Genomic DNA, 25,718 nt, shown 5'->3' with positions numbered 1-25,718 from the left:
CGCCTCTGATTAGTACAGCAGCGAATACAGCTGGCGGCGGTATTTGGCGGCCAGCGCATCGCCGGTACCGAGGGCGGCGAGGATCTCCTGCAGCATCTTGCGCGCCTGGCCATCGCCGGCGCCTAAATCCTTCTGCAGATGGCTGAACAGCAGCGCCAGCGCTTCTTCATTACGCCCGACCTGATGCAGCTGCAGCGCCAGCTGGGAGGCCAGCTGCGCATCGTCCGGATTCTGTTCCACCTGCTGCTGCAACTGCTGAATTTCCGGGGTGTCGGCGGCCTGTTTGAGCAGCTCAATCTGCGCCACCAGACCCTGATAGTGGGTGTCCTGATCCTGCAGCGGGATGGTTTTCAGCACGCTTTCCGCTTCATCGGAACGGTGCAGGGCAATCAGCGTTTCCGCCAGCAGCAGACCAATCTGGCTGTCCTGATTCGACAGCTGCCAGGCTTCCTTCAGCAGCGGTAATGCCTCGGCGTATTTTTCTTCCTGCATCAGGGCCAGCGCCTGCTGGGCTTTCAGCTCCTCTTCACGCGGCAGGACTTTATCCAGCAGGGCGCGAATCGCTTCCTCCGGCTGCGGGCCTTCAAAACCGTCCACCGGCTGGCCGTTCTGGAACAGATAAACTGTAGGGATGGCGCGCAGACCAAACTGTGAAGCGAGCATTTGCTCGGCGTCGCAATCGACCTTCGCCAGCGTGAACTGGCCGTTATACTGGGCGGCCAGGCGCTCGAGGACTGGGGTCAGTTGTTCGCAGTGCTGGCTGCGGGCAGACCAGAAATAAAACAGCACCGGGACGTTCATGGACTGCTGTAGCGTCTGCTGCAGGTTCGCTTCGCTAATATTGACAATATTCTGTTCGGACATGGGCATTTCTCGTTAGTCGATTTCTGTTTTACATGGGGGCGGCATGCCGCGCTTCAACTCAGCCGTGGATAATTTTGTCCATCGCGCGGGCAGGCAGCAGGCGTTTGAGCAGCGCCACCGCGTGAGTCACCAGAGTGACCGGGTAGCGCAGCTTTGGCTTATCGCTGGTAAAAGCGTGGCGCACTTTTTCCACCACCGCCTCCGGTCCGAGGGTAAAGCGGGCGGCAATGCCCGGATTTTCTACGGGTTTATCGCTTTGCGTCTGGTTGACGTTATCGGTAAAGCGGGTGCGGATCGGGCCCGGTTCAATCAGGCTGACCTGAATACCACTGTGGCGCAATTCCATGCGTAGCGCATCGGACCACGCCTCGAGGGCGTATTTACTGGCGGCATAGGCCCCGCGACCGGGACTGGCGATAAGCCCCATCACCGAGGAGGTCATCACGATGCGCCCTTCGCCGTGCGGCGTCATCGCCGGCAGCAGCAGCATGGTCAGCTGATGCGCGCCGAAAAAGTTGGCGGAAAACTGCTGTTCCATCTGCTGGCGGCTGATGGTGTTCAGCGGGCCATAGACGCCATAACCGGCGTTATTGAACAGGCCATAGAGACGATTATCGGTCAGCGCAATCACCTCCGCCGCCGCGCGCTCCACGCTCTGTGGGTCATCCAGATCGAGCAAAATACCGGTTAGCCCCAGCTCCTGCATCCGCGCGACGTCCTCCGCTTTGCGGCAGGCCGCCAGCACGCGAAAGCCCTGGCGGGTTAAATCCAGCGCGCTTTCCAGACCAATTCCGCTGGAACAGCCTGTCACTAAAACCGTTTTTTGCATAACTTTACCTGTCAGCGACCCCTGGCGTTCAGGAGTCATGATTAACTAAGGGAGCCAGCCGGTTCGCCATCCAGTCGGCGATAAACGGCTGCGCGTCGCGATTTGGGTGAATGCCGTCGTCCTGCATCCATTGCGGTTTGAGATAGACCTCCTCCATAAAAAAAGGCAGGAGAGGAATATCGAACTCTTTGGCCAGGGCCGGGTAAATAGCGCCGAAGGCTTCATTATAGCGGCGGCCATAGTTCGCCGGCAGGTGAATTTGCATCAGCAGCGGCTCGGCGTTGGCCGCTTTGATATCTTTAATAATGGTGCGCAGTGTTTGCTCGGTCTGCTGTGGCGGAAAACCGCGCAGCCCGTCATTGCCGCCGAGCTCAACCAGCACCCAGCGCGGCTGATGCTGCTTAAGCAGCGCTGGCAGGCGGGCCAGCCCCTGCTGCGAGGTATCGCCGCTGATGCTGGCGTTCACCACCGGTGTTTTCGCCTGCCACTTCTCATTGAGCAGCGCAGGCCAGGCGGCGTTGGCCGCCATTCGATAGCCAGCGCTCAGGCTGTCGCCGAGGATCAGCAGCGTGTCCGCCGCCATTGCGCGGCAGGTAAACAGGAACAAAAACAGGAAAGGCACATGCCAGCGGAAAACATACTTGAAGTTCATCATCTTAAGAAGTCCGTCGGTCAGGGAGAGCATCAGCTCTCCATCCTTACCGGAGTTGAGCTGGTTGTCAAACCGCGGCAGACCATCGCCCTGATCGGCGAGTCAGGTTCCGGTAAATCGACCCTGCTGGCGATCCTCGCTGGCCTGGACGATGGCAGCAGCGGGGAAGTCTCGATGCTGGGCAAACCGCTGCATCGGATGGATGAGGAGGCGCGGGCGGCGCTGCGGGCGCAGCACGTTGGCTTTGTTTTTCAGTCGTTTATGCTGATCCCGACGCTCAACGCCCTGGAGAACGTCGAGCTGCCGGCGCTGCTGCGCGGCGCCAGCGACAGTGAGAGCCAGGGCGATGCCCGCGCGCTGCTTGAGCAGCTGGGGCTTGGCAAACGCCTGCACCACCTGCCGGCGCAGCTCTCCGGCGGCGAACAGCAGCGGGTGGCGCTGGCCCGGGCCTTCAACGGGCGCCCGGCCCTCCTGTTCGCCGATGAGCCCACCGGCAACCTCGATCGCCAGACCGGGGACAAAATTGCCGATCTGCTGTTCTCGCTTAATCGCGAACACGGCACCACCCTGATCCTCGTCACTCACGATCCGCTGCTGGCGGCGCGCTGCGACCGCCGTCTGCGCCTGGTGGATGGTCAGCTGCGGGAGGAAGCATGATCGCCCGCTGGTTCTGGCGCGAATGGCGCTCGCCGTCGCTGCTGATCGTTTGGCTGGCGTTAAGCCTCGCCGTGGCCTGCGTGCTGGCCCTGGGGTCGATAAGCGATCGGATGGAGAAAGGCCTTAGCCAGCAAAGCCGTGAGTTTATGGCCGGCGACCGTACGCTGCGCAGTTCGCGCGAGGTACCCGCCGAGTGGATCGCGCAAGCGCGGAAGTCAGGGCTGACCGTCGGCGAGCAGCTGAGCTTCGCCACCATGACGTTCGCCGGTGATACGCCGCAGCTGGCGGACGTTAAGGCGGTGGACGACCGTTATCCGCTGTATGGCACCCTCGAGACGCAGCCGCCGGGGCTGAAGCCGCAGGCGGGGAGCGTGCTGCTGGCGCCAAGGCTGATGGCGCTCCTGAACCTGAAAACCGGCGATACGATTGACGTTGGCGATGCCACGCTGCGCATTGCCGGGGAAGTGATTCAGGAGCCGGATGCAGGGTTTAACCCCTTCCAGATGGCGCCGCGACTGATGATGAATATGGCTGACGTGGCAAAAACCGGGGCCGTGCAGCCCGGCAGTCGCGTCGCATGGCGCTATAAGTTCGCCGGTAACGCGCAACAGCTGGCGGATTATGAACAATGGCTGCTGCCGAAGCTCGGCGCGGAACATCGCTGGACTGGCCTTGAACAGGACGACAGCGCGCTGGGCAAATCCCTTGAGCGCTCGCAGCAATTCCTGCTGTTATCCGCGCTGTTGACGCTGCTGCTGGCCGTTGCCGCGATCGCCGTGGCGATGAGCCACTACTGCCGCAGTCGCTACGATCTGGTCGCAATTTTGAAGACGCTGGGCGCGGGGCGGGCGCAGCTGCGCAAGCTCATCGTCGGCCAGTGGCTGCTGCTGCTGACGCTGTCGGTGATAAGCGGCGGGGTTGTGGGCCTGGCGCTGGAGCGCCTGCTGTTGTTGATGCTCAAACCGGTGCTGCCCGCCGCACTACCCGCTGCCAGCGGTTGGCCGTGGCTGTGGGCTATCGGGGCGACAGGCGTCATTTCCCTGCTGGTGGGCCTGCGGCCGTATCGACTGCTGCTGGCGACCCTGCCGCTGCGAGTGCTGCGTCAGGATGTGGTGGCTAACGTCTGGCCGCTGAAACACTATATTCCTGTGGTCTGCGCGGTGGTGGTCGGCGGGCTGGCCTGGCTGATGGGCGGCAGCCCGCTGCTGTGGTCGGTGCTGGCCGGGGCGGTGGTGCTGGCGCTGCTGTGCGGCCTGGTGGGCTGGGGATTGCTGTGGCTGCTCAAACGCCTGACGCTCAAAGCCTTGCCGCTGCGTCTGGCGGTGAACCGCCTGCTGCGCCAGCCGTGGTCGACCCTCAGCCAGCTGGCGGCGTTTTCCCTGTCGTTTATGCTGTTGGCGTTGCTGCTGGTGCTGCGCGGCGATCTGCTTGACCGCTGGCAGCAGCAGTTGCCCCCGCAGAGCCCGAACTACTTTCTGATCAATATCGCCCCTGAGCAGATAATGCCGGTGAAGACTTTCCTCGCCGAACACCAGACCCGGGCGGCGGAATTTTATCCGATCGTCCGGGCTCGTCTGACGCAGATCAACGGTCACTCCACGGACGGGAACAAAGACGAAGCGCTGAATCGCGAGCTTAATCTCACCTGGAGCGAACAGCGTCCGGATCATAATCCGCTGGTGGCCGGTAGCTGGCCGCCGAAGCCGGGCGAGGTATCGATTGAAGAGGGACTGGCGCAGCGGCTGGGGGTGAAGATCGGCGATACGGTGACCTTTACCGGCGATACTCAGGACTTCAGCGCGAAGGTCAGCAGCGTGCGCAAAGTTGACTGGGAGAGCCTGCGGCCCAACTTCTTCTTTATTTTCCCCTCCGGGGCGCTGGACGGGCAGCCGCAGAGCTGGCTCACCAGCTTCCGCTGGGATAACGGTCCCGCGATGTTGACCCAGTTGAACCGCGAGTTTCCCACCGTTAGCCTGTTGGATATCGGCGCCATCCTGCGTCAGGTCGGCCAGGTGCTCTCCCAGGTCAGCCGGGCGCTGGAGGTGATGGTGGGCCTGGTCACGGCCTGCGGCGTGCTGCTGTTGCTGGCGCAGGTCCAGGTCGGTATGCGCCAGCGGCATCAGGAGCTGGTGGTCTGGCGCACGCTGGGGGCCGGGAAATCGCTGCTGCGCGCCACGCTGTGGGCGGAGTTTGCCCTGCTGGGGCTGGTTTCCGGACTGGTGGCGGCGATAGGCGCGGAAGTGGCGCTGGCGATGCTGCAGACGAAAGTATTTGATTTCCCCTGGACGCCGGACTGGCGCTTGTGGGTGATGCTGCCGCTGACGGGAGCGGTGTTGTTATCTCTGTGCGGCGGCGGGCTGGGGCTGCGTTTGTTAAAGGGGAAAGCGTTGTTCCGTCAGTTTAGCCAGTAAGATTATTGCATTTTGATGATGCGCCGCCGTTTTTGGCGGCGCTTTTATTTTAAGCGCACAAATTGATAACTCGTTGATTTTTAAGCGCACAAAACATTAAAAAACCGACAACACGCTGTACTGATTCGCGGTTAATATTCAGCTGGTAAATATAAGGTTGCTTATTAATCAAGGAAAAACTATGGCACATAAAATAAAAGCGCTGGCGGTCTCGATCGGCGCAACACTGGTGTTCGCTTCATTTGCTTCCCACGCGGAGATCACGCTGCTGAAACAAGATCCGCAGGCGGGCGATCCGTTAAGCCGGCTTAACTTTACCGTCGGCGGGAGTATTCGTCCGCAGTTCAACATGATGAGCGGTGATGGTGATAAAGGATCCTATAAGCGTAACGGTTTCGACGGTGGCACCCGTTTCCGCTTCGCGGCGGATTACTACCTGTTCGATGATATTAGCTGGATTAGCTACTACGAACTGGGCGTGAACATTCCGGCACTGTTTGACTGGGATAACCACTACGCGGAAGGCGCGAACAATACCACCCGCCGCATGCTGTATACCGGCCTGAAAAGCGATACCTGGGGCACGTTAACCTACGGGCAGCAGAACAGCATTTACTATGATGTGGTGGGGGTGAAAACCGATATCTGGGACTACGACATGATCGGCCAGGCCCCGGGCAACGGTATTAACGGCGATTACGATGGCTCCTATCGTTCACGTAATATGCTGAAATATAAGAAAACCGTGGGTGATGTCGATCTATACGGCTCTTATCTGTTCGAAGATAGTGAGTATCTGCCGGGCAACGGCCTGCGCTACAAGCGTAAAGGCGGCGGTTCTGTTGGTGCGGACTACCACATCATGAAGGACCTGACCTGGGGTACCGCGTGGAACTATACCCGCGCCGAAATGCGCGACCCGTCAAGCGCCGACAGCAAAACCTATGACCAGAACATCGTCGGTACCGCGCTGAGCTGGACCCCGGATAACTGGACCTTCTCCTTCGGCGGCGGCTGGTATCAGAACTTCCTCACCACCAAAAAAACCGATGTGCATAACTACTTCGCCGGCGACGCCTGGGGGATTGAATATTTTGCGGGCTATAAATTCCCGATCAATCAATACGCTGTTAAATCTATTCAGCCGTACTTTATGGGCGACCGCCTGCAGTACGTGAATGGCCGCAACTACCAGCGTATCGATAACGGTTTGGGGATCAGCTTCCAGCTGGATTACGGTTTCCGCGTTGACTACGAACACGTGTTTACCTCCAGCACCGACAATCTGGGGGATATGAACCTGGTGCGTCTGCGCTACGACTTCTAAGCGGTCACAACTCCCCGGTCGCGCTGCGCTACCGGGGCTACAAATCGCACCGAGCGGTAGCCCGGCTAAGGCGTTTACGCCGCAAGCCGGGACAATAGCGCATGCGATTACTTCGCCAGCCAGGCGGCGACCTCCTGCCAGCTGCCGCGAAACAGGATCTTCCCGGCTTTTTTCCCCAACTGATAGCGATACATCGGGTCGTAGTATTCTTCCAGCAGCGGCACCAGCCAGGCGAAGTGCGCCTCGGTGCTGGCGGTGCGCTGCTGCTGCACCAGCGCCGCGTCGAGCCGTTCAGTCAGCTGAGCAAAACGCTGCAGCCCCAGGCGACGGCGGATGGCAAACAGACCATGATGGAGGTACTCGCCGTATGCCAGCCAGCCTTTCTCTTCGCCATACGCGGCGATGAAGTCGCGATACATGCGATCGAAGTACTCTTCGCGCAGCCGTTCGAGGCGAACGTCAAATGGATCGTCCACCACCGCCAGCGGCGATTGCGCCATGCGGAGGCGCAGGCACTCCGGCAGATGGTTGGCGCCGATCATATGGCCTTCATCTTCCAGCACCCAGCGGGCCTGCTGTTCGGCTTTTTTAAGCAGGCTGACCGCCAGATGGTTTTCAAAGGTGGCCTGCGGGTGCTGATCCTGCAGGGTTCGACCGAATGAAGAACCGCGGTGATGGGCAAGCCCTTCCAGATCGATACCGTCCGGTCGCGAGCAGACCAGCTGAGTTTTGCCATTGCCGGTGCAGCCGCCAATCAGCACAATCGGGCGCTGCACCAGTTCGTCGGTGGCCTGGATCGCCGCCTGGCGTAGCGCTTTATAGCCGCTGACGATCAGGGGGTACTCCACGCCAGCGTCTTTCAGCCACTGCTGGACGATATGCGATCGCTGGCCGCCGCGGGCGCAGCACAGGTAACCGTGCGGGTAACGGGCGCACGCTTCCAGCCACGCCTGGATCCGGCTGGCGCGCAGGTCGCCATCAACCAGCTTATGGCCGAGCGCCAGCGCCGCCTCTGGCCCCTGACGCTTGTAGCAGGTGCCGACCGCGGCGCGTTCTTCATCATTCATCAGCGGCAGGTTGATCGCCGCCGGCATCGCGCTTTGGCTAAACTCCACCGGGGCGCGTACGTCAATCAGTGGCGTATCGCTGGCGAGAATGGCGCGATAATCCGTCCCATTGGTCATGGGGTATCCTCTGAAGTCAAAACAGAAATGGGCTTTACAGCAAGGGGGGGATTGTACGCGCCTCAAGGTGTGCCGGGGAAGGGGATAGATCAAATCCCCGGCACGCAGGGCTTAGCTGAGCTGCGATTGCGCCCAGAACAGGCCGCTGGTGTACTCCGGCGGCAGCAGCGGCTTGATCGCTTCCAGCGTCGCGCTCAGGCGATCGGTATCGCTGTCGGTGAGGTTCAGGTGCCCGACTTTGCGACCCGGACGCACCTCTTTATCGTACCAGTGCAGGTGCACCAGCGGCAGCTTCAGCCAGTCGTAGTTGAGATCGGTGCCGATCAGGTTGATCATTACCGACGGGCTGTTGACCACCGGCGGCGGCAGCGGCAGGTCGGTAATCGCTCGCAGATGCAGTTCAAACTGGCTGATGGAGGCGCCATTTTGCGTCCAGTGGCCGCTGTTGTGCACGCGCGGCGCCAGCTCGTTGATCAGCAGCCCCTCGGCGGTGACGAAGCACTCCATCGCCATCACGCCGACGTAGTTCAGCTCGTTCATGATCGCCGTCAGCATGCTTTCCGCTTGTTCCTGCTGGCGGGCATTGGCCTGCGGGAAGGCCACGCTGGCGCGCAGAATACCGTCCTGATGCAGGTTGCGGGTCAGCGGGTAGAAGACGGTGCTACCGTCATGAGCGCGGGCGCCCACCAGCGACACTTCGCCGGAGAAGTTAATCCCCTGCTCGACGATGCACTCGCCGTAGTTATCCTCCGGGAGTTGCGCGGTTTCGTCAGCGCGCAGGCGCCACTGGCCGCGGCCGTCGTAGCCGCCGACGCGACGCTTAACGATCGCCAGCTCGCCGAGACGAGCAAACACCGTCGGCCATTCGCTTTTATCCGCCAGCAGCTGCCACGGGGCAGTGGCCAGGCCAAGCTTGTCGAACAGCTGCTTTTGCGTCAGGCGGTCGGCGATAATCGGGAAGACATCGCGGTTGACGAACGCCGGATGGCGGGCCAGCTCGCGGGTGAGGGCGGTTTCCGGCCAGCGTTCAATTTCTGCCGTGATGACGCTCTGCTGGAACGGCACCGCTTCCGGGTCGGCTTCCAGCCCCACCGGCCAGACGGCGATGCCCAGCGGCTCACCGGCCTGGCGCAGCATGCGACCTAACTGACCGTTACCGAGCACGCATACCTGTTTCATGCCGCACCCCGCGGATCCGGGTTATCCAGCACTTCATCGGTTTGTGCCTGACGCCAGGCGCTCAGGCGCTGGTGCAGTTCGGCATCATGTTGGGCAAGGATCTGTGCGGCGAGCAGGCCGGCGTTCGCTGCGCCAGCTTTGCCGATAGCCAGCGTACCGACCGGAATGCCGCGCGGCATTTGCACAATGGAGTAGAGGCTGTCGACACCGCTTAAGGCCGCGCTCTGAACCGGCACGCCAAGCACCGGCACCAGGGTTTTCGCCGCAATCATGCCCGGCAGATGCGCCGCGCCGCCTGCCCCTGCAATAATCACCTGATAACCGTGGCTCTCGGCGCTTTCAGCAAAGCTGAACAGCTTATCAGGCGTGCGGTGGGCGGAGACCACTTCGACATGGTACGGAACGTTCAGGGCATCAAGGATTTCTGCGGTAAATTGCATGGTAGCCCAGTCGCTTTTGGACCCCATCACGATGGCGATACGCGCCGAATTATTGCGGGAAGACATGCGTCTTAAAACTCCTGTGGGTGTGTTTCACACTGCTTTAGAGGCCACAGAGAATAGCATGAACTGCCAGCAAGGAAAACGGTTGCGTGCGCATGGTTAGCCGTCTTTTGTCTCGTTCAGTGATGACGTCGATCGCGGCTTATTGGCCTTTATCTCATTCATGATGCAGGTGATGAGCAGCACTACCCCCCACGGGAGCATCAAGGCCCCCATTACCAGTAAATAGATTTGTACCAGCCGGCTATCGTGAGGGCGGGTACAGAGCAAATAAATGGCATAGAAATAGATGGCCCACGCCAGCATTGCACACCAGACAAACGTCAGCGTGTTGCCAATAGCGACGCCGACTAAGGCGATATAACTTACCCCTAACGGATTGAGGATCGCGATGATCGTTCCCCACATCAGCGGCTGACTCCACTTTTTTCTGTTCATGCTCGTTCCTTGAGAGTGATGTCGTGGGAGACTAGCATGCAGGACGCGGGGAAGCGCGCACCTTTACCCGGGCAAAAGACGGTTTCGGAATTGTGCTCGCGCAGGAACTAGAACGGAAAGTGGATCAGTTCGACGTCGTCCGGTGTCACCTTGACCATCGAACCTTCGCTGTGCCAGGCGCCAAGTACCACGCGCCATGCAGGTTGGCCGTTGGCCTGCAGTTCATGGACCGCCGGGCGATGGGTATGGCCGTGGATCAGCCACTGCACATGATGTCTTTCCATGACGTCAACTACCGCCTGTGGATTCACATCCATAATGTCCATTGATTTACTGCTGTTGGCGGCTTTGCTGTCGGCGCGCATGCGGGCGGCGATGCGGCGGCGGATAAACAGCGGCAGGGCCAGGAACAGACGCTGGATCCACGGGGTGTGGACTTTGGCGCGAAACGCCAGATAGCCTGGGTCATCGGTGCACAGCGTGTCGCCATGCATAATCAACACTTCACGGCCATAGAGGTCCAGTCGCTCTTCTTCGGCGAGCAGGAGCATCCCGCTCTGGCGGGCAAAGCGCTGGCCGACGAGAAAATCGCGGTTGCCGTGGATGAAGTAGCACGGCACGCCGGCGTCGACGACGGCTTTGATTGCCGAGGCAATTTGTTGGTGCAGCGGGTTCGGATCGTCATCGCCGATCCACGCCTCAAACAGATCGCCAAGGATATACAGGGCGTCCGCCTGGCGGGCTTCGCCCTGTAAAAAACGCAGAAAACCGGCGGTGATCGCCGGTTCTTCTGTTTGCAGGTGCAAATCTGCAATAAAAAGTGTCGCCACGAATTACTCGCTGACGGTGACGCTTTTGATGATCACATCATCTTTCGGCACATCCTGGTGCATGCCGCTGCGGCCGGTGGCAACCGCTTTGATTTTGTCTACCACGTCCATGCCTTCAACCACTTCGGCGAAAACGCAGTAGCCCCAACCCTGCAGGCTTTCGCCAGAGAAGTTCAGGAAGTCGTTATCGGCCACGTTGATGAAGAACTGGGCGGTGGCAGAGTGCGGCGCCTGAGTACGGGCCATTGCCAGCGTACCACGGGTGTTTTTCAGGCCGTTGTTCGCTTCGTTCTGAATCGGAGATTTGGTCTCTTTTTGTTTCATGCCCGGTTCGAAACCGCCGCCCTGAATCATAAAGCCGTTGATAACACGGTGGAAAATGGTGTTGTCGTAGAAACCTTCGCGGCAGTAGTCCAGGAAGTTTTTAACTGTTTCCGGCGCTTTGTCGTCAAACGTTTTGATTACGATATCGCCATGATTGGTGTGGAAAGTAACCATTTTTGCATCCTGTTCCGATGAGTGTGGTGCCAGCACCCGATGTCGGGTGAGATATAGGGGGGTGTTATAGCATAACCGCGGGGGTCGATGCACCTTGCAATGTGTGCTGCGTCCGGTCTGAATTATGGGTATTATAGAGACTTCATTACCCACACACGTCTACACGGAATCTTCGATGTTAAAAATTTTTAATACACTGACGCGCCAGAAAGAGGAATTTAAACCTATCCATGCCGGGGAAGTCGGCATGTACGTGTGTGGTATTACCGTTTACGATCTCTGTCATATCGGCCATGGCCGTACCTTCGTCTCCTTTGACGTCGTGGCGCGCTATCTGCGTTTTCTTGGCTATAAGCTGAAGTACGTGCGCAATATCACCGATATCGACGACAAAATCATTAAGCGCGCTAATGAAAACGGCGAAAGCTTTGTCGCGCTGGTCGATCGCATGATTGCCGAAATGCACAAAGATTTTGACGCGCTGAATATTCTGCGTCCCGACAGCGAACCGCGCGCAACGCACCATATCGCGGAGATCATTGAGATCACCGAGCAGCTGATCGCTAAAGGCCATGCTTACGTGGCAGATAACGGCGACGTGATGTTTGACGTGCCGACGGACCCGAACTACGGTCTGCTGTCGCGTCAGGATCTCGATCAGCTGCAGGCGGGGGCGCGCGTCGACGTGGTTGACGTCAAGCGGAATCCGATGGACTTCGTCCTGTGGAAGATGTCGAAAGAGGGCGAGCCAAGCTGGCCGTCGCCGTGGGGCGCGGGTCGTCCGGGCTGGCATATCGAGTGCTCGGCGATGAACTGCAAGCAGCTCGGCAACCACTTCGATATTCATGGCGGCGGTTCGGATCTGATGTTCCCGCATCATGAAAACGAAATCGCCCAGTCCACCTGCGCCCATGACGGCGAGTACGTTAACTACTGGATGCACTCCGGCATGGTGATGGTTGACCGCGAGAAGATGTCGAAATCGCTGGGTAACTTCTTTACCGTCCGCGACGTGCTGAAGTATTACGATGCGGAGACGATTCGCTACTTCCTGATGTCCGGCCACTATCGCAGCCAGCTGAACTACAGCGAAGAGAACCTCAAGCAGGCGCGTTCGGCGCTGGAGCGTCTGTACACTGCTCTGCGCGGGACGGACAAATCCGTCGACGCGGCGGGGGGCGAAGCCTTCGAAGCACGCTTTATCGAGGCGATGGACGACGACTTCAACACCCCGGAAGCCTACTCAGTGCTGTTCGATATGGCGCGTGAAGTGAACCGTCTGAAAACCGAGGACGCGGCCGCGGCGAACGCCATGGCGGCCCACCTGCGTAAGCTTGCCTCGGTGCTGGGTCTGCTGGAGCAGGAGCCGGAGGCGTTCCTGCAGAGCGGCGCGCAGGTTGACGACGCGGAAGTGGCGGAGATCGAATCGCTCATCCAGCAGCGTCTGGACGCGCGTAAAGCGAAAGACTGGGCGGCGGCGGATGCGGCGCGCGACCGTCTTAACGAGATGGGCATTGTGCTGGAAGATGGCCCGCAGGGCACCACCTGGCGCCGGAAGTAAGCCATAAAAAAACGCCCGCAAAAGCGGGCGTTTTTCTTTTCGTTGTCAGGCCGTGACGGTGACGCTCTGGCCTTCAAAGCTCACCGTCTGACCGGCGACGATCTTGCAGCGTTTGCGGGTTTCCACCGCGCCGTCAACTTTCACCAGCCCGTCAGCGATAGCGATTTTCGCCTGGGCGCCGCTTTCGCTCCAGCCTTCCAGCTTCAGCAGATCGCACAGCTCAACGTGCGGGTGTTTACCTAAGGAAAATGTCGCCATCTCAGGCCTCCTCAACGTCGTGATACTCTTCGCACGCCTGCAGCGTGTTCTGAATCAGGGTGGCGACGGTCATCGGGCCAACGCCGCCGGGAACCGGGGTGATGTAGGACGCGCGTTCGGCGGCATCTTCATACACCACGTCGCCGACCACTTTGCCGCTTTCCAGACGGTTAATGCCGACATCGACCACAATCGCCCCTTCTTTAATCCACTCGCCAGGAATAAAGCCCGGTTTACCTACTGCAACGATCAGCAGGTCGGCGTTTTCGACGTGATGGCGCAGGTTTTTGGTAAAGCGGTGGGTCACGGTGGTGGTGCAGCCGGCCAGCAGCAGCTCCATGCTCATCGGGCGACCGACGATATTGGACGCGCCAATGACCACCGCATTGAGGCCGTAGGTGTCGATATTGTAGCGTTCCAGCAAGGTCACGATACCGCGCGGAGTGCACGGACGCAGGCGCGGCGCCCGCTGGCACAGGCGGCCAACGTTGTAGGGATGGAAGCCGTCGACGTCTTTATCCGGCGCGATGCGCTCGAGCACTTTGACGTTGTCGATCCCTGCGGGGAGGGGCAGCTGAACCAGAATACCGTCGATGGTCTTATCGGCATTCAGGGTGTCGATAAGCTCCAGCAGCTCGGCTTCGCTGGTGGTTTCCGGGAGATCGTAAGAGCGGGAGACGAAGCCCACTTCTTCACATGCTTTGCGCTTGCTGCCGACATAAATCTGCGAGGCCGGGTTGCTACCGACCAGCACGACGGCCAGCCCAGGGGCGCGTTTTCCGGCCGCAACGCGAGCCTTCACTTTTTCCGCAACCTCAGAGCGTACCTGCTGCGCAATCGTTTTACCGTCAATAATTTTTGCTGCCATCAGAGAGAGGATTCCATCTGTATCTTTACGAAAGGGGGATGAGGATATTTTGTCAGAAGCGGGCCTCGCTGTCAGTCCTCGTTTGCTGTTTTATCCTGTCTGCGGTGAATTTAGCCTGTTTTGACCCTGTTAAGCCCAGGGTCATTGGTGTGTTGCGCCTGGCCACTAAGTGAATTTTCGCGCGCATGAGCCCCGGTGGTATGCTTCTTGTACAGTTGCTGAGGGATATTTCGCCAGCATCGTATAAGCCCCGCAGTTTCCTGGCAAAATGGATTGACTCAACGGACGTGGACCGTATAATTCCAGGCGTTTCACTCCGCGAAGCACTCGCTTCTCAGGGCGCCCTTAGCTCAGCTGGATAGAGCAACGGCCTTCTAAGCCGTAGGTCACAGGTTCGAATCCTGTAGGGCGTGCCATTCAATATCAGCTTCTTATCCTCTTGCAGCTTTTTCGTACCGGACACCATTTTCCCTATCCTGTAACCAGGCTGTGCTATTGCGGTTGAAAAACATATATCAACTACGTGTTAATACATTCGTTATTTTCCCCTGCCGTCTATTTTTCTGCGCAAAAGTCATTATCCTAAAAACGATCCTCGTTCATTATTTCATGTTCACATACCGTAAGTTTCATGCTTAAATCCGCGCAACATATAATGGAGTATGTTTTTGCACTGCACGTTAAGTAATAACGAGAACACGGATGAAATCTCTGTATTTGGCTCTGGGACTAATGACGCTGAGTCTGACCACCCACGCCGCTTTTTTATCGCCAGCCGATCGCGACAGCGTTGAGCAACAGCAGCAACAATTACTGCGTCAGAACCAGCAGCAACGTGAATCGCTGGAGCGCGCCACGCCCAGCCTTCACGCGGCGATGCCTGCGCAGGCTGAAGCCTCTGATGGTCCCTGTTTTTCTATCCATCGCATCGCGTTAGATGGCGCGACGCTTATTGATCCGCGTCAGCAGCAAAAAATAGTCCAGCCCTGGCTTGGGCAGTGCATGGATATTGCGCGTATTACTAAACTCGTAAATATTATTTCCGACTGGTATATCAGTCGGGGATATATTACCAGCCGCGCTTTTCTGACCGAGCAGGATTTACGTTCCGGGGTATTACATCTGGCTATTCTTGAAGGAAAGCTCGAAAAAATCACCATGGAAGGGGCGGCTAAACGTGAGTTAACAATGGCGTTTCCAGGGCTGGAAGGCCATATTCTTAACCTGCGTGATATCGAACAGGGGATGGAGCAGATTAACCGCACGCGCGCGACGCCTGTGCAAATTGAAATCCAGCCGGGCGAAAAACCTGGCGGCTCCATCGTTAACCTGACAGCGACAGCGGAGCGCCCACTTTTGTTGTCGATGAGCGTCGACAACAGCGGCCAGAAGAGTACAGGTAACTCTGTTGTTGCTGGCTGGATAAACGTTGCAAGCATAGGGAATGGCTTATGGGGAACAGTGGGCTGGAATGCAGCCGGTGGCGCGCTAACCAATCAGATCAACGGTGACAATCCTTTAACAGGAGCAATTACTAATGGTCTGGGTTCTGCTGGCGGTTACTGGGGAGGCAAACTAATCTCTTCAGGCACAAATGCGGCTGGTAAATGGCTAACCGGCGGCTGGGATCCTAAGTTTAATCCTGACCTGCTGAAATATACCGAAATTAAAGGTCAACTGGGGATCTCTAAGGAGATGTTGCCTGGTAAGCTTCCAGGCAATATAGGTAATATTGGAGCTTCAGTAATATCAGAGGGAGGCGGTAAAGGAGCTGAACAGGTAATAAAAAAAATAGGAGATAAAAATGAAAAATGATCTCCGAGTTAGATGTGTTCAGTCTCTATTTCTCTTAGCTGCTACGATTTTATTCATGATCGCATTATCTGTATGCGGAAAGATTTTTTTTTCGTTGTTACTGTGGCTGCTTGGCGATGGTTTTAATACAACTTGGCAAGATGTTTTGCACGGAGCAAAATTAGGACTTTATGGTGGAAGCATTGGAGGCATTGGACTCGCATTATTCCGCCTTTTTAAAGTAAAGGGATTTTAATCTATGTCGAAAAGATCCCAGCCTTTGTGGTTGGGATTGTTGTTGAGACTAACTCGCTGAGTCTGCCAAAAGGGATGACGGAAACCGGACAGGCAGCTACATCCTGGGTGAAGTATGCGCAGGACAACAATCTTTCGCCGGAGCAGGTACAGGCCGGGTTAAAGGATATCGTTCGCGGCGACTTGCCGGAAAGCGCGGATATTATCAAAGCCATTCTGAGTAATAGCCCGGGCTCGGATACAGTAATGGCGTTGCTGACAGCGGAAGAGGCGAAGGATTATGCGCTGGCTCTGCTGACGTCAATCCCGGCAGAAAAAGCGTTATCGTTAGCGGGTAAAGCAGCCGGTATTATTGATAACACAATACTGATTAGAGCAGCGGAGAAGATCTCGACGGCTAAGCCGGGTAAACAATTTACAGCGCCGAGGGATTTGAATGAACAGATGGTGTGGAAGCAGGTTGAATCCAATCCTTCACAAGGGCAAATACTTGACGGTATGAATAAAGATCCTCGATTCCCTACATCGGCTGGCTTCCAGAAAATGCAGGTTAACCATGAATTACCAGATGGTTCAAATATAACAATTCACTATCAGTATAATTCAGTGACGGGTAAAGCATACGATATGAAGATTACAAGTCCTCAACCGAATCCATTACAACCAGGTCCATCACTGAGGGATAAGCAATGAAAATAAGACCTTATAACTCATCTAATGTTATTGATATTTATGCTATTTACTGGAGTGGTAAGGACACTCTTTTTTTGGGAATGCCAAAAGGACATTGTGGGTTAATTGCATATAACTCACAAAAAGTAGATATAGTAGATCCTGATATCTCTGGAGAACTTACATACTTTAATAATAACTACTCTGGCATTTACCACTGGGCACTAATTAAGGACAGGTTACTTGATGATTTACTCGAAAATGATGAAACGGCCTATGAACGCTTCCTTGAAATCGTGAAAGCTGAAGGTCTGGTTGATCCCGATTTTTATTAACTGCAAAAGATCCCGACTTCAGCGCCGGGATCTTTTTTACCCGTCAATTACGACAGCACGCAGAGCAGCCTCAGCGGTGGCCTGGGTTACACCTTCGGCGCCGGGTCGTGGTCAGGAAGCCTGAATGCCAGTCGTGACAAAATGACCAGTGACTGGTCTTCGGTGCAGGAGCAGAGCGGGATATTTGCCGGTCAGGGCGGCTTTGATGTCACTGTGGGCAGCCACACGCAGCTGAATGGCGGGGTGATTGCTGCCACAGGAAGCGCAGATAAAAACAGCCTCGATACCGGCACGCTGGGTTTCAGCGATATCCACAACCAGGCGGATTATAAAACGCAGCACCAGGGAGTGGGTATCAACACCGGGGCAGTACCGGCGCACAGTTTGCCGGGAACATGACCAGCGCCCTGCTGGCGGGTGGCGGCAACAGCGGTCATGCGGAAGGTACGACGCAGTCGGCGGTATCCGAGGGCACTATCACCATCCGTGACCAGGCCAGCCAGAAGCAGGACGTGGCTGACCTGAGTCGCGACACGGAACACGCCAGCGGCAGTATCGGGCCGATATTTGACAAGGAGAAGGAGCAGCGTCGCCTGCAGGAAGTGCAGCTGACAGGGGAGATTGGCAGCCAGGCGGCAGATATTGCGCGCACGCAGGGCGAGATAGCAAAACAGAAGGCGATAAAAGACCCCGCAGCCCTGACGGCGGCGGAAGCGAAGCTGAAGGCAGAGGGTAACAGCAGTCCGACGGCAGAACAGATTGCGGACCAGGCGGGTCGTACCGCGATGGCTGCATACGGAACCGGCAGTGACCTGCAGCGGGGTATCCAGGCAGCCACGGCAGCGCTGCAGGGACTGGCGGGCGGTGATATCGCCGGGGCGCTGGCAGGGGCATCGGCGCCGGAGCTGGCGAATCTTATCGGTCACGGTTCAGGGCTGAGTGACGGTGCCGCGATGGTGGCGCACGCTATCCTGGGCGGTGCGGTGGCGGCGCTGCAGGGCAACAGTGCGGCGGCGGGCGCAGCAGGTTCGGCAGCAGGTGAACTGGCCGCGAAGGCAATAGCGGGCATGCTGTACCCGGATGTGACGGATTTGTCCACACTGACAGAAGCACAGATGCAGACTGTGAGTACGCTGGCCACTATTTCAGCGGGGATGGCAGGCGGTCTGGCCGGGAACAGTACGGCGTCAGCCGTGGCGGGCGCTCAGGCCGGGAAGAACGCGGTTGAGAATAACTCGCTGGCGCATGTGCTGGCAGCGATAGAGGCCAACAAGCCGGGAACAGTTGAGTCATGGACAAAAGAGCAGCAGGAGCAAATCAGGGAAGCGTGCAGTGGTGGAACGCCGGTGTCATGCGAAACGGCAGTAGCCGCAATAGGTAGTGCAATGGCATGGCCATTATTACCGGGAGCAGCAGCTACAACCAGCCTGATAGGTGCTGGAGCTAATGCTGGAGTGGGCCTTCTGATTAACGGTGAAGTAAATCCAAATGACGTTATTCTGGGATACTGGACCGGCGCATTCACAGCAGGAACCGGAGTGTGGGGAACGATGGCAGTTAATGCTGGTAGTGGTGCCACATCAAATTATCTCAAAGGTGATGATCCTCTGAAAGGTGGATTGATCAGCGGGGCTGCTTCCGGGCTGGGTTATGGTGCAGGTAAACTGGTTGAATTACCGTTTGATAAAGTCCTTAATCCAATGAAGCCATGGAAAGATTGGATCTGGACAGATGTTGGAATGGGGATATCCAAACCTCTGCCGATTAATCCAGTGCCCGGCGTTGCTGGCAACATAACTGGTTCAGTCACAACAGAATATGGCAATGATCAAGCAGGAAAAACAACGGAGGGGCAGAAATGAAATTTTCACTCTCAAAATGGCTTTTGAGCCTGCTCTACTTAGTGATTGCTTTACCTATTGGAATATTTATTGCAACGGTTGCCACTCAAATTTTAATAAAATTATTTTATTTTAGTACTAGCGGATTGACTGTGGATTTATTATCCATCGATTATGTGAAAATTTTGAAAGGCAGCGTTGTTGGTGGCGTTATTGGAGCTATAGGTTGCTGGTTTGTGTACTACCAGCACTATAGGAAAAACAGACGCAAATAACGCTACCCGAGTGAGTTGTTGTAGAGAATAATTTACTTGGCGGTAGTGAAGATGCGCAGGCGGCATGCTTGCGATGTAAGCATCCCGGCAATCGCACCTGGATCTTCTTTTTAGCCGTCAGCACCTGACCGGCTCAATCACAGCCGTTCCTGTTCCATGCTGACCATCACCGGCGTGTCAGTGCTGAATCCCGCTTCTGCCAGCCAGTTACCGCACGACCTGTGTGAAGCGGACCCCACTCAGAGCCAGAGTGCTTCCACGACGGGAAGTACAGGCGACAGCGTGGTGATTGATCCCGGCTACAATAGCCGGAATAACATGATCATTATCACCGCCCATTGATCTGGCCCGCGACAGAAATATCAAAACAAATACGCGGTTATGAAACGACGGGATTGAGGTCATTGAAATAGTTGGTTGTGACCTGGGACCCGGCAGCGGTGGGGGAGACGTTGCATGATATGCCCAATTATCAGAGCTTAGTAGATTATTGCTGGCGTCAAATGGGGTTGGTGAGCCCTTGCCCTTCATCTTCAAATTTTTTCAGGATGACGTAATGATTAAAGCCTATAATACATATTATACCAGTAAACTTTTATCATTATTGTCCAGCTGATTATTTATGAAATGATGACGTTAATATGCAGCAAATGGAGAGGTTAACATGCTTAAAAAAATGTGCTTAATTGCTTTTACATTAGTTATTGCTGGATGTACCAATACCAGTCATCTTTCAGGTGATGTCCATTCTTCAGCCACGGCTGGACGCGTACAACAAGTTTTTTATGGCCAGCTGGTGTCAGTCAGAGCGGTGCAAATTCAGGCGGGTGATAACAGCAATGCGCTTGGCGCTGTCGCCGGAGGTGTCATTGGTGGTGTAGCGGGAAGTGCCGTCGGTGGCGGTTCAGGCCAAAGACTGGCGACGGCGACTGGCGCTGTTGCGGGAGGTTTAACTGGTCAGGCGGTTCAGGCAAGAATGAATCTTGTTCAAGGGGTCGAGCTTGAAATACGCTTAGATGATGGAAGAACGTTCATGGTCGTACAACGTCAGGGGCCAACGCGATTCTCGGTAGGGCAACGAGTTGCCATTTCATCCGTAGGTGGGCAAACGACAGTATCCCCGCGCTAATTTTAATAGTTAATAACATAAATACCTAATGCCAGCTACGCTTTAAGGCTGGCATGGTAAAAATGGAATATCTCAAATTTAGGGTGTTTTATGAAAAAACCATCTTATTTTTTAAAGGTAATTTGCCTCTTTTTTTCAGGAACACTTATCGCTGGTTGCTCTGTGTTTATGACGAATATTGGAAACTCGCAAACGATGAATGTCAGTTTTGTTTCAAACCCGCAGACAACCGTTCGATGCCTTAAAACCGGTGCGAAAATTAACGGTTTTATTCTTGATGATAGCCAGTTAACTGATGAGGGTAAGCTTTTCTTAACGAAACAAAATATGAACTCAGCCATTTCGATTATGGTCACGGAAAGTTTAAACGGTACAGGCTTACGGGTTCGTTTTGATAACAGAGATAACATCTTGATCGATGGCTGGAATAAAGCAATCCGATACTGCAGAAGCACGATACCCTAAAAACAAGGATGTCTTTTAAAAGCCGGAATATATCAGGCGTCAAGTCGCTCACCATTCTTATCAGTTTCAGGAAGAGAGGTGAGCTTGAGCGTAACACGCTAATCATGCTGCATGAAAATAAGTAGGCAACGTAGTCAGAAACACGACCAGGAGCTGTGAGGCGTGCGAGAGTGCCAGGCTCTGGCCGCAAATCTTTTGCTTGCGGATAGCCTTCTCAGCAGACATATCCTCTCTCTATGATGAGGCCAGCTCGTCGGCCTACGGGAAGGGGACAGACCAAATAACCGCAATCTGATAACAAAAAGTTTAATTTTTTTCCCCGCCGCGCTGACTATAGTTAGGGCACTTTCACTTGCCCAATAAGGTCACGATTATGAAATTAGTTATCGCCTCCGTAATTTCCCTGCTCAGCTTCAGCGCGCTGGCGGCACCAGAGGGGACGCTCAGCGTACACATTCTTAATCAGCAAACCGGGCTCCCTTCACCGGGGGTGCAGATTGAGCTGGATAAACAGCAGGGGGAGAGCTGGCAGCATATCGCCACCGGTAAAACGGATGCCGATGGGCGGATTAAATCGCTCTATCCGCAGGCGGAGAATATGGAGCCGGGGGTTTATAAAGTGACGTTTAAAACCGGTGACTATTTTAAAAGCCAAAACATGAATACGTTCTTCCCGGTGGTTCCGGTTATTTTCAATGTTACAAAGCAAAATCAAAAACTGCATATCCCGCTGCTGCTCAGTCAGTACGGATACTCTACCTACCGCGGCAGCTGATGACGCAAGCCGCTATCCAGCCAACGCCTGCGTCTCTCCCGCAGGCGTCACGCTTTCCTCGCACCACGATATCCACGCCTAACGCTCGGTCTCTTTCTCTTTAAAGTGTTTAACAGCTTCGTCGTACATCGCCAGCAGGCCGGAAATTTCGCCTTCATATTGCGGCACGCGCTGGGCGCGAACGAGCTCAATCAGCAGCGCATAGGCTGCTTCTTCCGGGGCCGCATGTGGATTGATCAGTCCAGACATATCACCTCCTTAACAGTGGGCCTTTAGCCTACCCCTCGGCGGGAAAACGCAACAGCCTGATATGCAACCAGTACTTCTTATATGGCTCTTGTGAAACCTCAGAGGCGAAGACCACGGCGGAAATCAACTGAAGGAGGGGGTTATCCAGACCACTGGCGTGGCGGTTAGCGGTGCATCTACACCGGCAGCAGGCTCATCATCAGCCAGGCGATGGTAATGCAGATGAGGGTCATCGACAGCACAAAATTCATGGTAGCTCTTCTTCATCCTTTCTTTACTCAGCGTAAATTTTGACAGCGATGATCGCCTTTATCCTTGGCGATTTGTGCCGCTATCCGGCGGTGGGCTGGGGAAAGACGGCCTGTTTCCCCGTGAAGGCCAGCAAAATATTCTCTTTGTCAGGGTTATAGTGATGACATCAATGAATAAGCGGCATCACATTGGTTATGTTGGTCTTTCCGCCTGAAGAATGACTTCAGGTCGCTGATAAGCTTGCTGGGGGACTAACAGGATGAGCACTACACCGTTAACGCTTTCTTTTGCCGGGCAACAACCACCCATCGCCCTGCCGCAGGTGCCGGGAACGCGGGGGCCGGTGGGAATCGACATGCGCGGGCTAAATCAGTCCGGATTCTGCAGCTATGACCCCGGCTTCGCCAATACCGCCGGATGCCAGTCGGCGATCTCGTGGATCGATACGGAAAACAGCGTGCTGCTGCACCGCGGCTATCCGGTAGATCAGCTGGCTCGCCAGTGCGATTTTCTCGAAGTGGCCTACATCATGCTGAACGGTGACGCGCCGGATGAGGCCAGCTATCAAACCTTTCGCGAGACCATCACCCGCCATACTCTGGTCCACGAGCAGATAGCCCGCATGTGCAGCGGCTTTCGTCGCGATTCGCACCCGATGGCGCTGATGTGCGCCCTGGTGGGGGCGCTGGCGGCGTTCTATCATGATGTCCTGGATGTGGAAAATCCGCAGCACCGGGCGCTGGCCGCCACCCGGCTGCTGTCGAAAATGCCCACTATCGCCGCCATGAGCTACAAGTACACCATTGAACAACCCGCCGCGTATCCGCGCAACGATCTCTCCTATGCCGGAAATTTCCTGCAGATGCTGTTTGCTATCCCGGCGGAGAAATATGTTCTGAATCCGGTCATCGAGCAGGCGATGAACCAGATCCTGGTGCTCCATGCCGATCACGGGCAGTGCGCCTCGACCACCACGGTGCGTGCGGCGGGCTCCTCCGGGGCGAATTTATTCGCCTGCGTCGCCGCCGGGCTGGCGTCGCTGTGGGGGCCAATGCACGGTGGCGCCAATGAATCGAGCATGCGAATGCTGGAGGAGATTGAAAGCGTCGATCAGGTTCCGGCGTTTCTGCGCCAGGCGAAGCGCGATCCGCAGGCATTTCGCCGGCTGGGTTTTGGCAACTCGCGCTACCGTCACCGCGATCCGCGCGCCGGGATCCTGCGTGAAACCAGCCATCGGGTACTGGCGGAGGTAGGCATGTCCGACCGTTTGCTGCAGGTGGCGATGGCCCTTGAGGACGTGGCGCTGACCGACCCCTATTTTGTGGACAATGGCCTGTCGCCGAGCGTGGATTTCTATACCGCGGTGATCCTCAAGGCGATGAATCTGCCTTCGTCGATGTTTGCGGTGGTCACCGCGGTCGGTCGGACGGTCGGTTGGGTGGCGCACTGGAACGAGATGCACCAGGCGCCGCTGACCATCTACCGGCCACGGCAGATTTACGTTGGCGAGGGCTATCGGGATTACGTCTCCCGACGCGGCGAGCAGTCTGCTGGCCCAAGGTAATGCGTACGGGCAGGAGGCGCGCGGCGTCTTCCTGCCCAGGCGGGGTGCTACTTAGAGATGCCGGGAGAGCAGATAGTGCTCGACGGCGGTATATTCGGTTAACCGGGTATACAGCGCCAACAGGGCGCTGAGAAAAGCGCCTACCTCACAGGCTTGCGGCCCGGGTGTGGCGAGTAATGGCTGTAGCGTAGCTCTCAGTTGATCAAGGTCAGACTTCAGCACATACGGTATATGCAGGGTGCTGAGGATGGCGTCAGTCTGCTGGAAATCGTGACGAGATGGCAACGCCTCGTCTGCGCTTAGCCAGCTCAGGATAATCAACATAAGGCGATTTTTAGCGTAGAGATACGATTTCATGGCCTGTCTCCTGTCGGTAGTGGCGCAACACCATCCCCTGAACTTTGTTCATCAGTTCCACGTTATTTTTCACCGCCAGCTTGCTAAGGACGCGTGAACGGTAGTAGTAGACCCGTTTGATCGTGAGCTGCATGGTGCTGGCCACGTGACACAACGGCATTCCCCCCATCAACAGGCTGATTAAAAAAGTTTCCTTACGGGTCAGGTTATAGCTGTCAGGTATGGCGATATAGAGCTTGTCGGCGGGGGGCGACGTCCAGCGCGGAGCGCGGGCAAGCGCCGTACTGAGCCCGGCAAAACTGGTGATGAACTCTGCGCCGAGCACAATGGCGAGGCTGCTTTCGAGCTCGCTCAACGGGTAGCCTGATTTGGCAAAAATAAAGATCCGGATCAGGGGATTAAACGATTTTAAACTGAGCGCGACCTGCAGTACTTCGATGCTGACGCTGCTGTAATCAATAAGGATGGTGCTTAACCGGGCTCCGGCATCGGTCGCAAAAAAAGTATAGAACATCTCACTCTGTCCGCTAAACGGGTAACAGAGCATTTCTTTAATATCCAGAGGCTTGCTGTTTGGTTCATTAATATACGCCTTCAGCGCAATATTAAAATATTCTGAATCCGCAATGCAGATCAACATAATGACCTCCTGGCATAAATACGCTGTGCATGCTGTCCTGCCTGATTCGACAATTTACTGTAGAGAATACCCGTCTGAAATAACATACTCCCTGTGCTTTCAATCGAGGGGGGAGAACGTGGGAGGAGGTGGTTAATAATGAGGGTGAGATATTTAGATCGCATTTTGCGAATATTTTATGGAAAACATATAATAAAAATTATCATTTATTTACAATAGGTTATGCTTTTATTGTGCATTTGTTTTATTTCTTTTTCAGAGTGGTGTTAAGACTTTTCTATAAAAAGTAGAAATGGTCCTGGTGGCGAATTTGAATAATAAACAATGAAGTGAGTAGGATGTCAGTGCAGGGAAGGGGTTAAAAGATAACTGGTTAATCCAATGGAATGAGCATTAATAAATTGTACGTATAAAGTACGCCAGGGGTATTTCCTGAACGATTCTCCATAAGCGTGGTGATGAGGAGTGAATATGAAAAAATACAGCAGAGGAATGGCATCTTTCGTGGTGATGATGATGCTTTCTCCGGTAGCGGCACAGGCTGCTGATGGCAAAGTCACCTTTAATGGTGAAGTCATCGAAAATACTTGTACGGTAGTGAATAAAGATAAGACGGTGACCCTGCCGACGGTCCAGCGTTCAGCGCTCAGCAGCGCGGGTGAGACGGCGGGCGTGGTTCCCTTCACCATCGATCTGACGAGCTGCACCCCAGGGGCTGATGTCTCGGTGTACTTCGAGAAAGATCAATACGTTTCCACGGAGGGCCGACTAAAAAATACCCTGTCTGACGGCACGGAAGCAGAAAACGTCGATGTGGAACTGCTGAACACCCGGTTTACGCCGATTAACCTCGCGGAGAGCCCGGCGGTCGCTGCAGACGGCACCATTGCTCGCCCGGACGTGATCCCGGTGGCGGTGGCTGAGCAGGATGGTTCCGCCTCGCTGCCTTTCTATGCCCGCTACTATGCGACCGACGCCGCTACGGCTGGAAAAGTCGCTACCTACGTCAACTTTACGGTGGTCTATCCGTAAACCCTGTCCACGGCCCCGCTCAGG

Annotated in this window: 31 protein-coding genes, 1 tRNA gene and 1 pseudogene; 17 read left to right on the top strand and 16 right to left on the bottom strand. The window is 55.9% G+C overall.

Annotation, left to right across the window (positions count from 1 at the left end; all coding sequences use genetic code 11):
* Positions 1–9 precede the first annotated feature (9 nt).
* From FHW76_RS08245 to tesA, 3 genes are read right to left on the bottom strand one after another with little or no spacing between them, the layout of a single operon-like run.
* Positions 10–864: a co-chaperone YbbN gene (locus tag FHW76_RS08245; RefSeq protein WP_008805461.1), complete on the bottom strand. Its 855-nt coding sequence runs from the start codon at positions 862–864 to the stop codon at positions 10–12.
* 58 nt (positions 865–922) lie between these two features.
* Positions 923–1,732: an SDR family oxidoreductase gene (locus FHW76_RS08240; RefSeq protein ID WP_009484702.1), complete on the bottom strand. Its 810-nt coding sequence runs from the start codon at positions 1,730–1,732 to the stop codon at positions 923–925.
* Positions 1,722–2,345, bottom strand: a complete 624-nt coding sequence (gene tesA / locus FHW76_RS08235; protein WP_012542655.1) for a multifunctional acyl-CoA thioesterase I/protease I/lysophospholipase L1 — start codon at positions 2,343–2,345, stop codon at positions 1,722–1,724. The genes FHW76_RS08240 and tesA overlap by 11 nt, the downstream gene beginning before the upstream one ends.
* On the opposite strand from tesA, the gene ybbA reads away from it, so the two are divergent.
* Positions 2,316–3,002: a putative ABC transporter ATP-binding protein YbbA gene (gene ybbA / locus FHW76_RS08230; protein WP_008805463.1), complete on the top strand. Its 687-nt coding sequence runs from the start codon at positions 2,316–2,318 to the stop codon at positions 3,000–3,002. The two genes, tesA and ybbA, sit on opposite strands and share 30 nt — an antisense overlap.
* Positions 2,999–5,413, top strand: a complete 2,415-nt coding sequence (gene ybbP, locus FHW76_RS08225) for a putative ABC transporter permease subunit YbbP (protein WP_038422197.1) — start codon at positions 2,999–3,001, stop codon at positions 5,411–5,413. The genes ybbA and ybbP overlap by 4 nt, the downstream gene beginning before the upstream one ends.
* Here the strand turns inward: ybbP and FHW76_RS08220 are convergent.
* On the bottom strand, positions 5,375–5,503 hold the full coding sequence (locus tag FHW76_RS08220) for a hypothetical protein (RefSeq protein ID WP_046620513.1): 129 nt from the start codon (positions 5,501–5,503) through the stop codon (positions 5,375–5,377). The two genes, ybbP and FHW76_RS08220, sit on opposite strands and share 39 nt — an antisense overlap.
* Positions 5,504–5,594: 91 nt before the next feature.
* On the opposite strand from FHW76_RS08220, the gene FHW76_RS08215 reads away from it, so the two are divergent.
* On the top strand, positions 5,595–6,740 hold the full coding sequence (locus FHW76_RS08215) for a porin (protein WP_016160408.1): 1,146 nt from the start codon (positions 5,595–5,597) through the stop codon (positions 6,738–6,740).
* A 107-nt stretch (positions 6,741–6,847) separates the two neighbouring features.
* On the opposite strand, the gene mnmH is transcribed toward FHW76_RS08215, so the two are convergent.
* The 6 genes from mnmH to ppiB all read right to left on the bottom strand — a co-directional run bounded on the left by mnmH (position 6,848) and on the right by ppiB (position 11,372).
* Positions 6,848–7,924, bottom strand: coding sequence for a tRNA 2-selenouridine(34) synthase MnmH (mnmH, locus tag FHW76_RS08210; protein WP_183476540.1), 1,077 nt, complete (start codon positions 7,922–7,924; stop codon positions 6,848–6,850).
* 111 nt (positions 7,925–8,035) lie between these two features.
* Positions 8,036–9,103, bottom strand: a complete 1,068-nt coding sequence (purK, locus tag FHW76_RS08205; RefSeq protein ID WP_032729471.1) for a 5-(carboxyamino)imidazole ribonucleotide synthase — start codon at positions 9,101–9,103, stop codon at positions 8,036–8,038.
* Positions 9,100–9,609, bottom strand: coding sequence for a 5-(carboxyamino)imidazole ribonucleotide mutase (gene purE, locus FHW76_RS08200; protein WP_004151322.1), 510 nt, complete (start codon positions 9,607–9,609; stop codon positions 9,100–9,102). Before purE ends, purK begins: the two co-directional genes overlap by 4 nt.
* A gap of 96 nt (positions 9,610–9,705) precedes the next feature.
* A complete protein-coding gene (locus tag FHW76_RS08195) occupies positions 9,706–10,044 on the bottom strand; it encodes a hypothetical protein (RefSeq protein ID WP_183476538.1) in 339 nt (112 codons plus the stop codon).
* 107 nt (positions 10,045–10,151) lie between these two features.
* Positions 10,152–10,874: a UDP-2,3-diacylglucosamine diphosphatase gene (lpxH, locus tag FHW76_RS08190; RefSeq protein WP_032729472.1), complete on the bottom strand. Its 723-nt coding sequence runs from the start codon at positions 10,872–10,874 to the stop codon at positions 10,152–10,154.
* A gap of 3 nt (positions 10,875–10,877) precedes the next feature.
* Complete coding sequence (ppiB, locus tag FHW76_RS08185; protein ID WP_008805471.1) at positions 10,878–11,372, bottom strand: peptidylprolyl isomerase B; 495 nt, start codon at positions 11,370–11,372, stop codon at positions 10,878–10,880.
* A 175-nt stretch (positions 11,373–11,547) separates the two neighbouring features.
* On the opposite strand from ppiB, the gene cysS reads away from it, so the two are divergent.
* Positions 11,548–12,933: a cysteine--tRNA ligase gene (gene cysS / locus FHW76_RS08180; protein WP_023297148.1), complete on the top strand. Its 1,386-nt coding sequence runs from the start codon at positions 11,548–11,550 to the stop codon at positions 12,931–12,933.
* Between the two features lie 45 nt (positions 12,934–12,978).
* Here cysS and ybcJ read toward each other — a convergent pair whose 3' ends face one another.
* Both ybcJ and folD read right to left on the bottom strand, forming a co-directional pair.
* Positions 12,979–13,191: a ribosome-associated protein YbcJ gene (ybcJ, locus tag FHW76_RS08175; RefSeq protein WP_004143016.1), complete on the bottom strand. Its 213-nt coding sequence runs from the start codon at positions 13,189–13,191 to the stop codon at positions 12,979–12,981.
* Between the two features lies 1 nt (position 13,192).
* Positions 13,193–14,059: a bifunctional methylenetetrahydrofolate dehydrogenase/methenyltetrahydrofolate cyclohydrolase FolD gene (gene folD, locus FHW76_RS08170; RefSeq protein WP_004143017.1), complete on the bottom strand. Its 867-nt coding sequence runs from the start codon at positions 14,057–14,059 to the stop codon at positions 13,193–13,195.
* 339 nt (positions 14,060–14,398) lie between these two features.
* Here folD and FHW76_RS08165 point away from each other — a divergent pair.
* The 7 genes and pseudogenes from FHW76_RS08165 to FHW76_RS08130 all read left to right on the top strand — a co-directional run bounded on the left by FHW76_RS08165 (position 14,399) and on the right by FHW76_RS08130 (position 19,231).
* Positions 14,399–14,475 (top strand) — tRNA-Arg (locus tag FHW76_RS08165).
* Positions 14,476–14,761: 286 nt separating this feature from the next.
* Positions 14,762–15,874, top strand: coding sequence for a ShlB/FhaC/HecB family hemolysin secretion/activation protein (locus FHW76_RS08160; RefSeq protein ID WP_183476536.1), 1,113 nt, complete (start codon positions 14,762–14,764; stop codon positions 15,872–15,874).
* Complete coding sequence (locus FHW76_RS08155) at positions 15,864–16,109, top strand: hypothetical protein (protein ID WP_100040860.1); 246 nt, start codon at positions 15,864–15,866, stop codon at positions 16,107–16,109. The genes FHW76_RS08160 and FHW76_RS08155 overlap by 11 nt, the downstream gene beginning before the upstream one ends.
* Positions 16,110–16,135: 26 nt before the next feature.
* Complete coding sequence (locus tag FHW76_RS08150; RefSeq protein ID WP_226544857.1) at positions 16,136–16,801, top strand: hypothetical protein; 666 nt, start codon at positions 16,136–16,138, stop codon at positions 16,799–16,801.
* On the top strand, positions 16,798–17,115 hold the full coding sequence (locus FHW76_RS08145; protein WP_064166061.1) for a hypothetical protein: 318 nt from the start codon (positions 16,798–16,800) through the stop codon (positions 17,113–17,115). The genes FHW76_RS08150 and FHW76_RS08145 overlap by 4 nt, the downstream gene beginning before the upstream one ends.
* 45 nt (positions 17,116–17,160) lie before the next feature.
* Positions 17,161–18,353: pseudogene (locus FHW76_RS26650) on the top strand (VENN motif pre-toxin domain-containing protein); the annotation flags it as partial.
* Positions 18,354–18,973: 620 nt separating this feature from the next.
* Positions 18,974–19,231, top strand: a complete 258-nt coding sequence (locus FHW76_RS08130) for a hypothetical protein (RefSeq protein ID WP_023297152.1) — start codon at positions 18,974–18,976, stop codon at positions 19,229–19,231.
* A 137-nt stretch (positions 19,232–19,368) separates the two neighbouring features.
* On the opposite strand, the gene FHW76_RS26645 is transcribed toward FHW76_RS08130, so the two are convergent.
* A complete protein-coding gene (locus tag FHW76_RS26645) occupies positions 19,369–19,470 on the bottom strand; it encodes a SymE family type I addiction module toxin (protein WP_071787500.1) in 102 nt (33 codons plus the stop codon).
* 425 nt (positions 19,471–19,895) lie between these two features.
* On the opposite strand from FHW76_RS26645, the gene FHW76_RS08120 reads away from it, so the two are divergent.
* The 3 genes from FHW76_RS08120 to uraH all read left to right on the top strand — a co-directional run bounded on the left by FHW76_RS08120 (position 19,896) and on the right by uraH (position 21,600).
* Positions 19,896–20,360, top strand: coding sequence for a glycine zipper 2TM domain-containing protein (locus FHW76_RS08120; RefSeq protein WP_072023560.1), 465 nt, complete (start codon positions 19,896–19,898; stop codon positions 20,358–20,360).
* Between the two features lie 90 nt (positions 20,361–20,450).
* Positions 20,451–20,825, top strand: coding sequence for a hypothetical protein (locus FHW76_RS08115; RefSeq protein ID WP_128205980.1), 375 nt, complete (start codon positions 20,451–20,453; stop codon positions 20,823–20,825).
* 373 nt (positions 20,826–21,198) lie between these two features.
* Positions 21,199–21,600, top strand: coding sequence for a hydroxyisourate hydrolase (uraH, locus tag FHW76_RS08110; RefSeq protein WP_008805473.1), 402 nt, complete (start codon positions 21,199–21,201; stop codon positions 21,598–21,600).
* A gap of 78 nt (positions 21,601–21,678) precedes the next feature.
* Here the strand turns inward: uraH and FHW76_RS08105 are convergent, their stop codons facing one another.
* Positions 21,679–21,849 (bottom strand): hypothetical protein, encoded by a 171-nt coding sequence (locus FHW76_RS08105; RefSeq protein ID WP_002892370.1) that lies wholly within the window; start codon positions 21,847–21,849, stop codon positions 21,679–21,681.
* Positions 21,850–22,174: 325 nt separating this feature from the next.
* Here FHW76_RS08105 and FHW76_RS08100 point away from each other — a divergent pair, with 325 nt between their 5' ends.
* Both FHW76_RS08100 and FHW76_RS08095 read left to right on the top strand, forming a co-directional pair.
* Complete coding sequence (locus tag FHW76_RS08100) at positions 22,175–22,315, top strand: hypothetical protein (RefSeq protein ID WP_020804400.1); 141 nt, start codon at positions 22,175–22,177, stop codon at positions 22,313–22,315.
* 45 nt (positions 22,316–22,360) lie between these two features.
* A complete protein-coding gene (locus tag FHW76_RS08095) occupies positions 22,361–23,665 on the top strand; it encodes a citrate synthase (RefSeq protein ID WP_183476534.1) in 1,305 nt (434 codons plus the stop codon).
* Between the two features lie 51 nt (positions 23,666–23,716).
* Here FHW76_RS08095 and FHW76_RS08090 read toward each other — a convergent pair whose 3' ends face one another.
* Positions 23,717–24,022 carry a hypothetical protein gene (locus tag FHW76_RS08090; RefSeq protein WP_183476532.1) on the bottom strand — a complete coding sequence of 102 codons (306 nt, stop codon included), beginning with the start codon at positions 24,020–24,022 and terminating at the stop codon, positions 23,717–23,719.
* On the bottom strand, positions 24,000–24,662 hold the full coding sequence (locus tag FHW76_RS08085) for a LuxR C-terminal-related transcriptional regulator (RefSeq protein WP_008805477.1): 663 nt from the start codon (positions 24,660–24,662) through the stop codon (positions 24,000–24,002). The genes FHW76_RS08090 and FHW76_RS08085 overlap by 23 nt, the downstream gene beginning before the upstream one ends.
* Before the next feature lie 471 nt (positions 24,663–25,133).
* On the opposite strand from FHW76_RS08085, the gene FHW76_RS08080 reads away from it, so the two are divergent.
* The gene (locus FHW76_RS08080) at positions 25,134–25,694 is read left to right on the top strand and encodes a fimbrial protein (RefSeq protein WP_012542568.1); all 561 of its coding nucleotides are present in this window, start codon (positions 25,134–25,136) and stop codon (positions 25,692–25,694) included.
* Positions 25,695–25,718: the final 24 nt, after the last annotated feature.

Origin of the sequence: Klebsiella sp. RC2 (assembly GCF_014192815.1) — a bacterium.
Lineage (GTDB): Bacteria > Pseudomonadota > Gammaproteobacteria > Enterobacterales > Enterobacteriaceae > Klebsiella > Klebsiella variicola.
The sequence above is the reverse complement of the archived record's forward strand: the minus strand, read 5'-3'. Positions and strand labels throughout refer to the sequence as shown.

Bases quoted from the DNA above. Each gene is read 5' to 3' on its own strand.
- FHW76_RS08195 (WP_183476538.1), bottom strand. From the start codon at position 10,044: ATGAACAGAAAAAAGTGGAGTCAGCCGCTGATGTGGGGAACGATCATC.
- purE (WP_004151322.1), bottom strand. From the start codon at position 9,609: ATGTCTTCCCGCAATAATTCGGCGCGTATCGCCATCGTGATGGGGTCC.
- FHW76_RS08080 (WP_012542568.1), top strand. From the start codon at position 25,134: ATGAAAAAATACAGCAGAGGAATGGCATCTTTCGTGGTGATGATGATG.
- cysS (WP_023297148.1), top strand. From the start codon at position 11,548: ATGTTAAAAATTTTTAATACACTGACGCGCCAGAAAGAGGAATTTAAA.
- FHW76_RS08130 (WP_023297152.1), top strand. From the start codon at position 18,974: ATGAAATTTTCACTCTCAAAATGGCTTTTGAGCCTGCTCTACTTAGTG.
- FHW76_RS08095 (WP_183476534.1), top strand. From the start codon at position 22,361: ATGAGCACTACACCGTTAACGCTTTCTTTTGCCGGGCAACAACCACCC.
- FHW76_RS08240 (WP_009484702.1), bottom strand. From the start codon at position 1,732: ATGACTCCTGAACGCCAGGGGTCGCTGACAGGTAAAGTTATGCAAAAA.
- tesA (WP_012542655.1), bottom strand. From the start codon at position 2,345: ATGAACTTCAAGTATGTTTTCCGCTGGCATGTGCCTTTCCTGTTTTTG.
- ppiB (WP_008805471.1), bottom strand. From the start codon at position 11,372: ATGGTTACTTTCCACACCAATCATGGCGATATCGTAATCAAAACGTTT.
- FHW76_RS08245 (WP_008805461.1), bottom strand. From the start codon at position 864: ATGTCCGAACAGAATATTGTCAATATTAGCGAAGCGAACCTGCAGCAG.
- FHW76_RS08085 (WP_008805477.1), bottom strand. From the start codon at position 24,662: ATGTTGATCTGCATTGCGGATTCAGAATATTTTAATATTGCGCTGAAG.
- ybbP (WP_038422197.1), top strand. From the start codon at position 2,999: ATGATCGCCCGCTGGTTCTGGCGCGAATGGCGCTCGCCGTCGCTGCTG.
- ybbA (WP_008805463.1), top strand. From the start codon at position 2,316: ATGCCAGCGGAAAACATACTTGAAGTTCATCATCTTAAGAAGTCCGTC.
- FHW76_RS08120 (WP_072023560.1), top strand. From the start codon at position 19,896: ATGCTTAAAAAAATGTGCTTAATTGCTTTTACATTAGTTATTGCTGGA.
- FHW76_RS08145 (WP_064166061.1), top strand. From the start codon at position 16,798: ATGAAAATAAGACCTTATAACTCATCTAATGTTATTGATATTTATGCT.
- FHW76_RS08155 (WP_100040860.1), top strand. From the start codon at position 15,864: ATGAAAAATGATCTCCGAGTTAGATGTGTTCAGTCTCTATTTCTCTTA.
- folD (WP_004143017.1), bottom strand. From the start codon at position 14,059: ATGGCAGCAAAAATTATTGACGGTAAAACGATTGCGCAGCAGGTACGC.
- FHW76_RS08160 (WP_183476536.1), top strand. From the start codon at position 14,762: ATGAAATCTCTGTATTTGGCTCTGGGACTAATGACGCTGAGTCTGACC.
- purK (WP_032729471.1), bottom strand. From the start codon at position 9,103: ATGAAACAGGTATGCGTGCTCGGTAACGGTCAGTTAGGTCGCATGCTG.
- uraH (WP_008805473.1), top strand. From the start codon at position 21,199: ATGAAATTAGTTATCGCCTCCGTAATTTCCCTGCTCAGCTTCAGCGCG.
- FHW76_RS08115 (WP_128205980.1), top strand. From the start codon at position 20,451: ATGAAAAAACCATCTTATTTTTTAAAGGTAATTTGCCTCTTTTTTTCA.
- FHW76_RS08105 (WP_002892370.1), bottom strand. From the start codon at position 21,849: ATGTCTGGACTGATCAATCCACATGCGGCCCCGGAAGAAGCAGCCTAT.
- ybcJ (WP_004143016.1), bottom strand. From the start codon at position 13,191: ATGGCGACATTTTCCTTAGGTAAACACCCGCACGTTGAGCTGTGCGAT.
- FHW76_RS08215 (WP_016160408.1), top strand. From the start codon at position 5,595: ATGGCACATAAAATAAAAGCGCTGGCGGTCTCGATCGGCGCAACACTG.
- mnmH (WP_183476540.1), bottom strand. From the start codon at position 7,924: ATGACCAATGGGACGGATTATCGCGCCATTCTCGCCAGCGATACGCCA.
- FHW76_RS08090 (WP_183476532.1), bottom strand. From the start codon at position 24,022: ATGAAATCGTATCTCTACGCTAAAAATCGCCTTATGTTGATTATCCTG.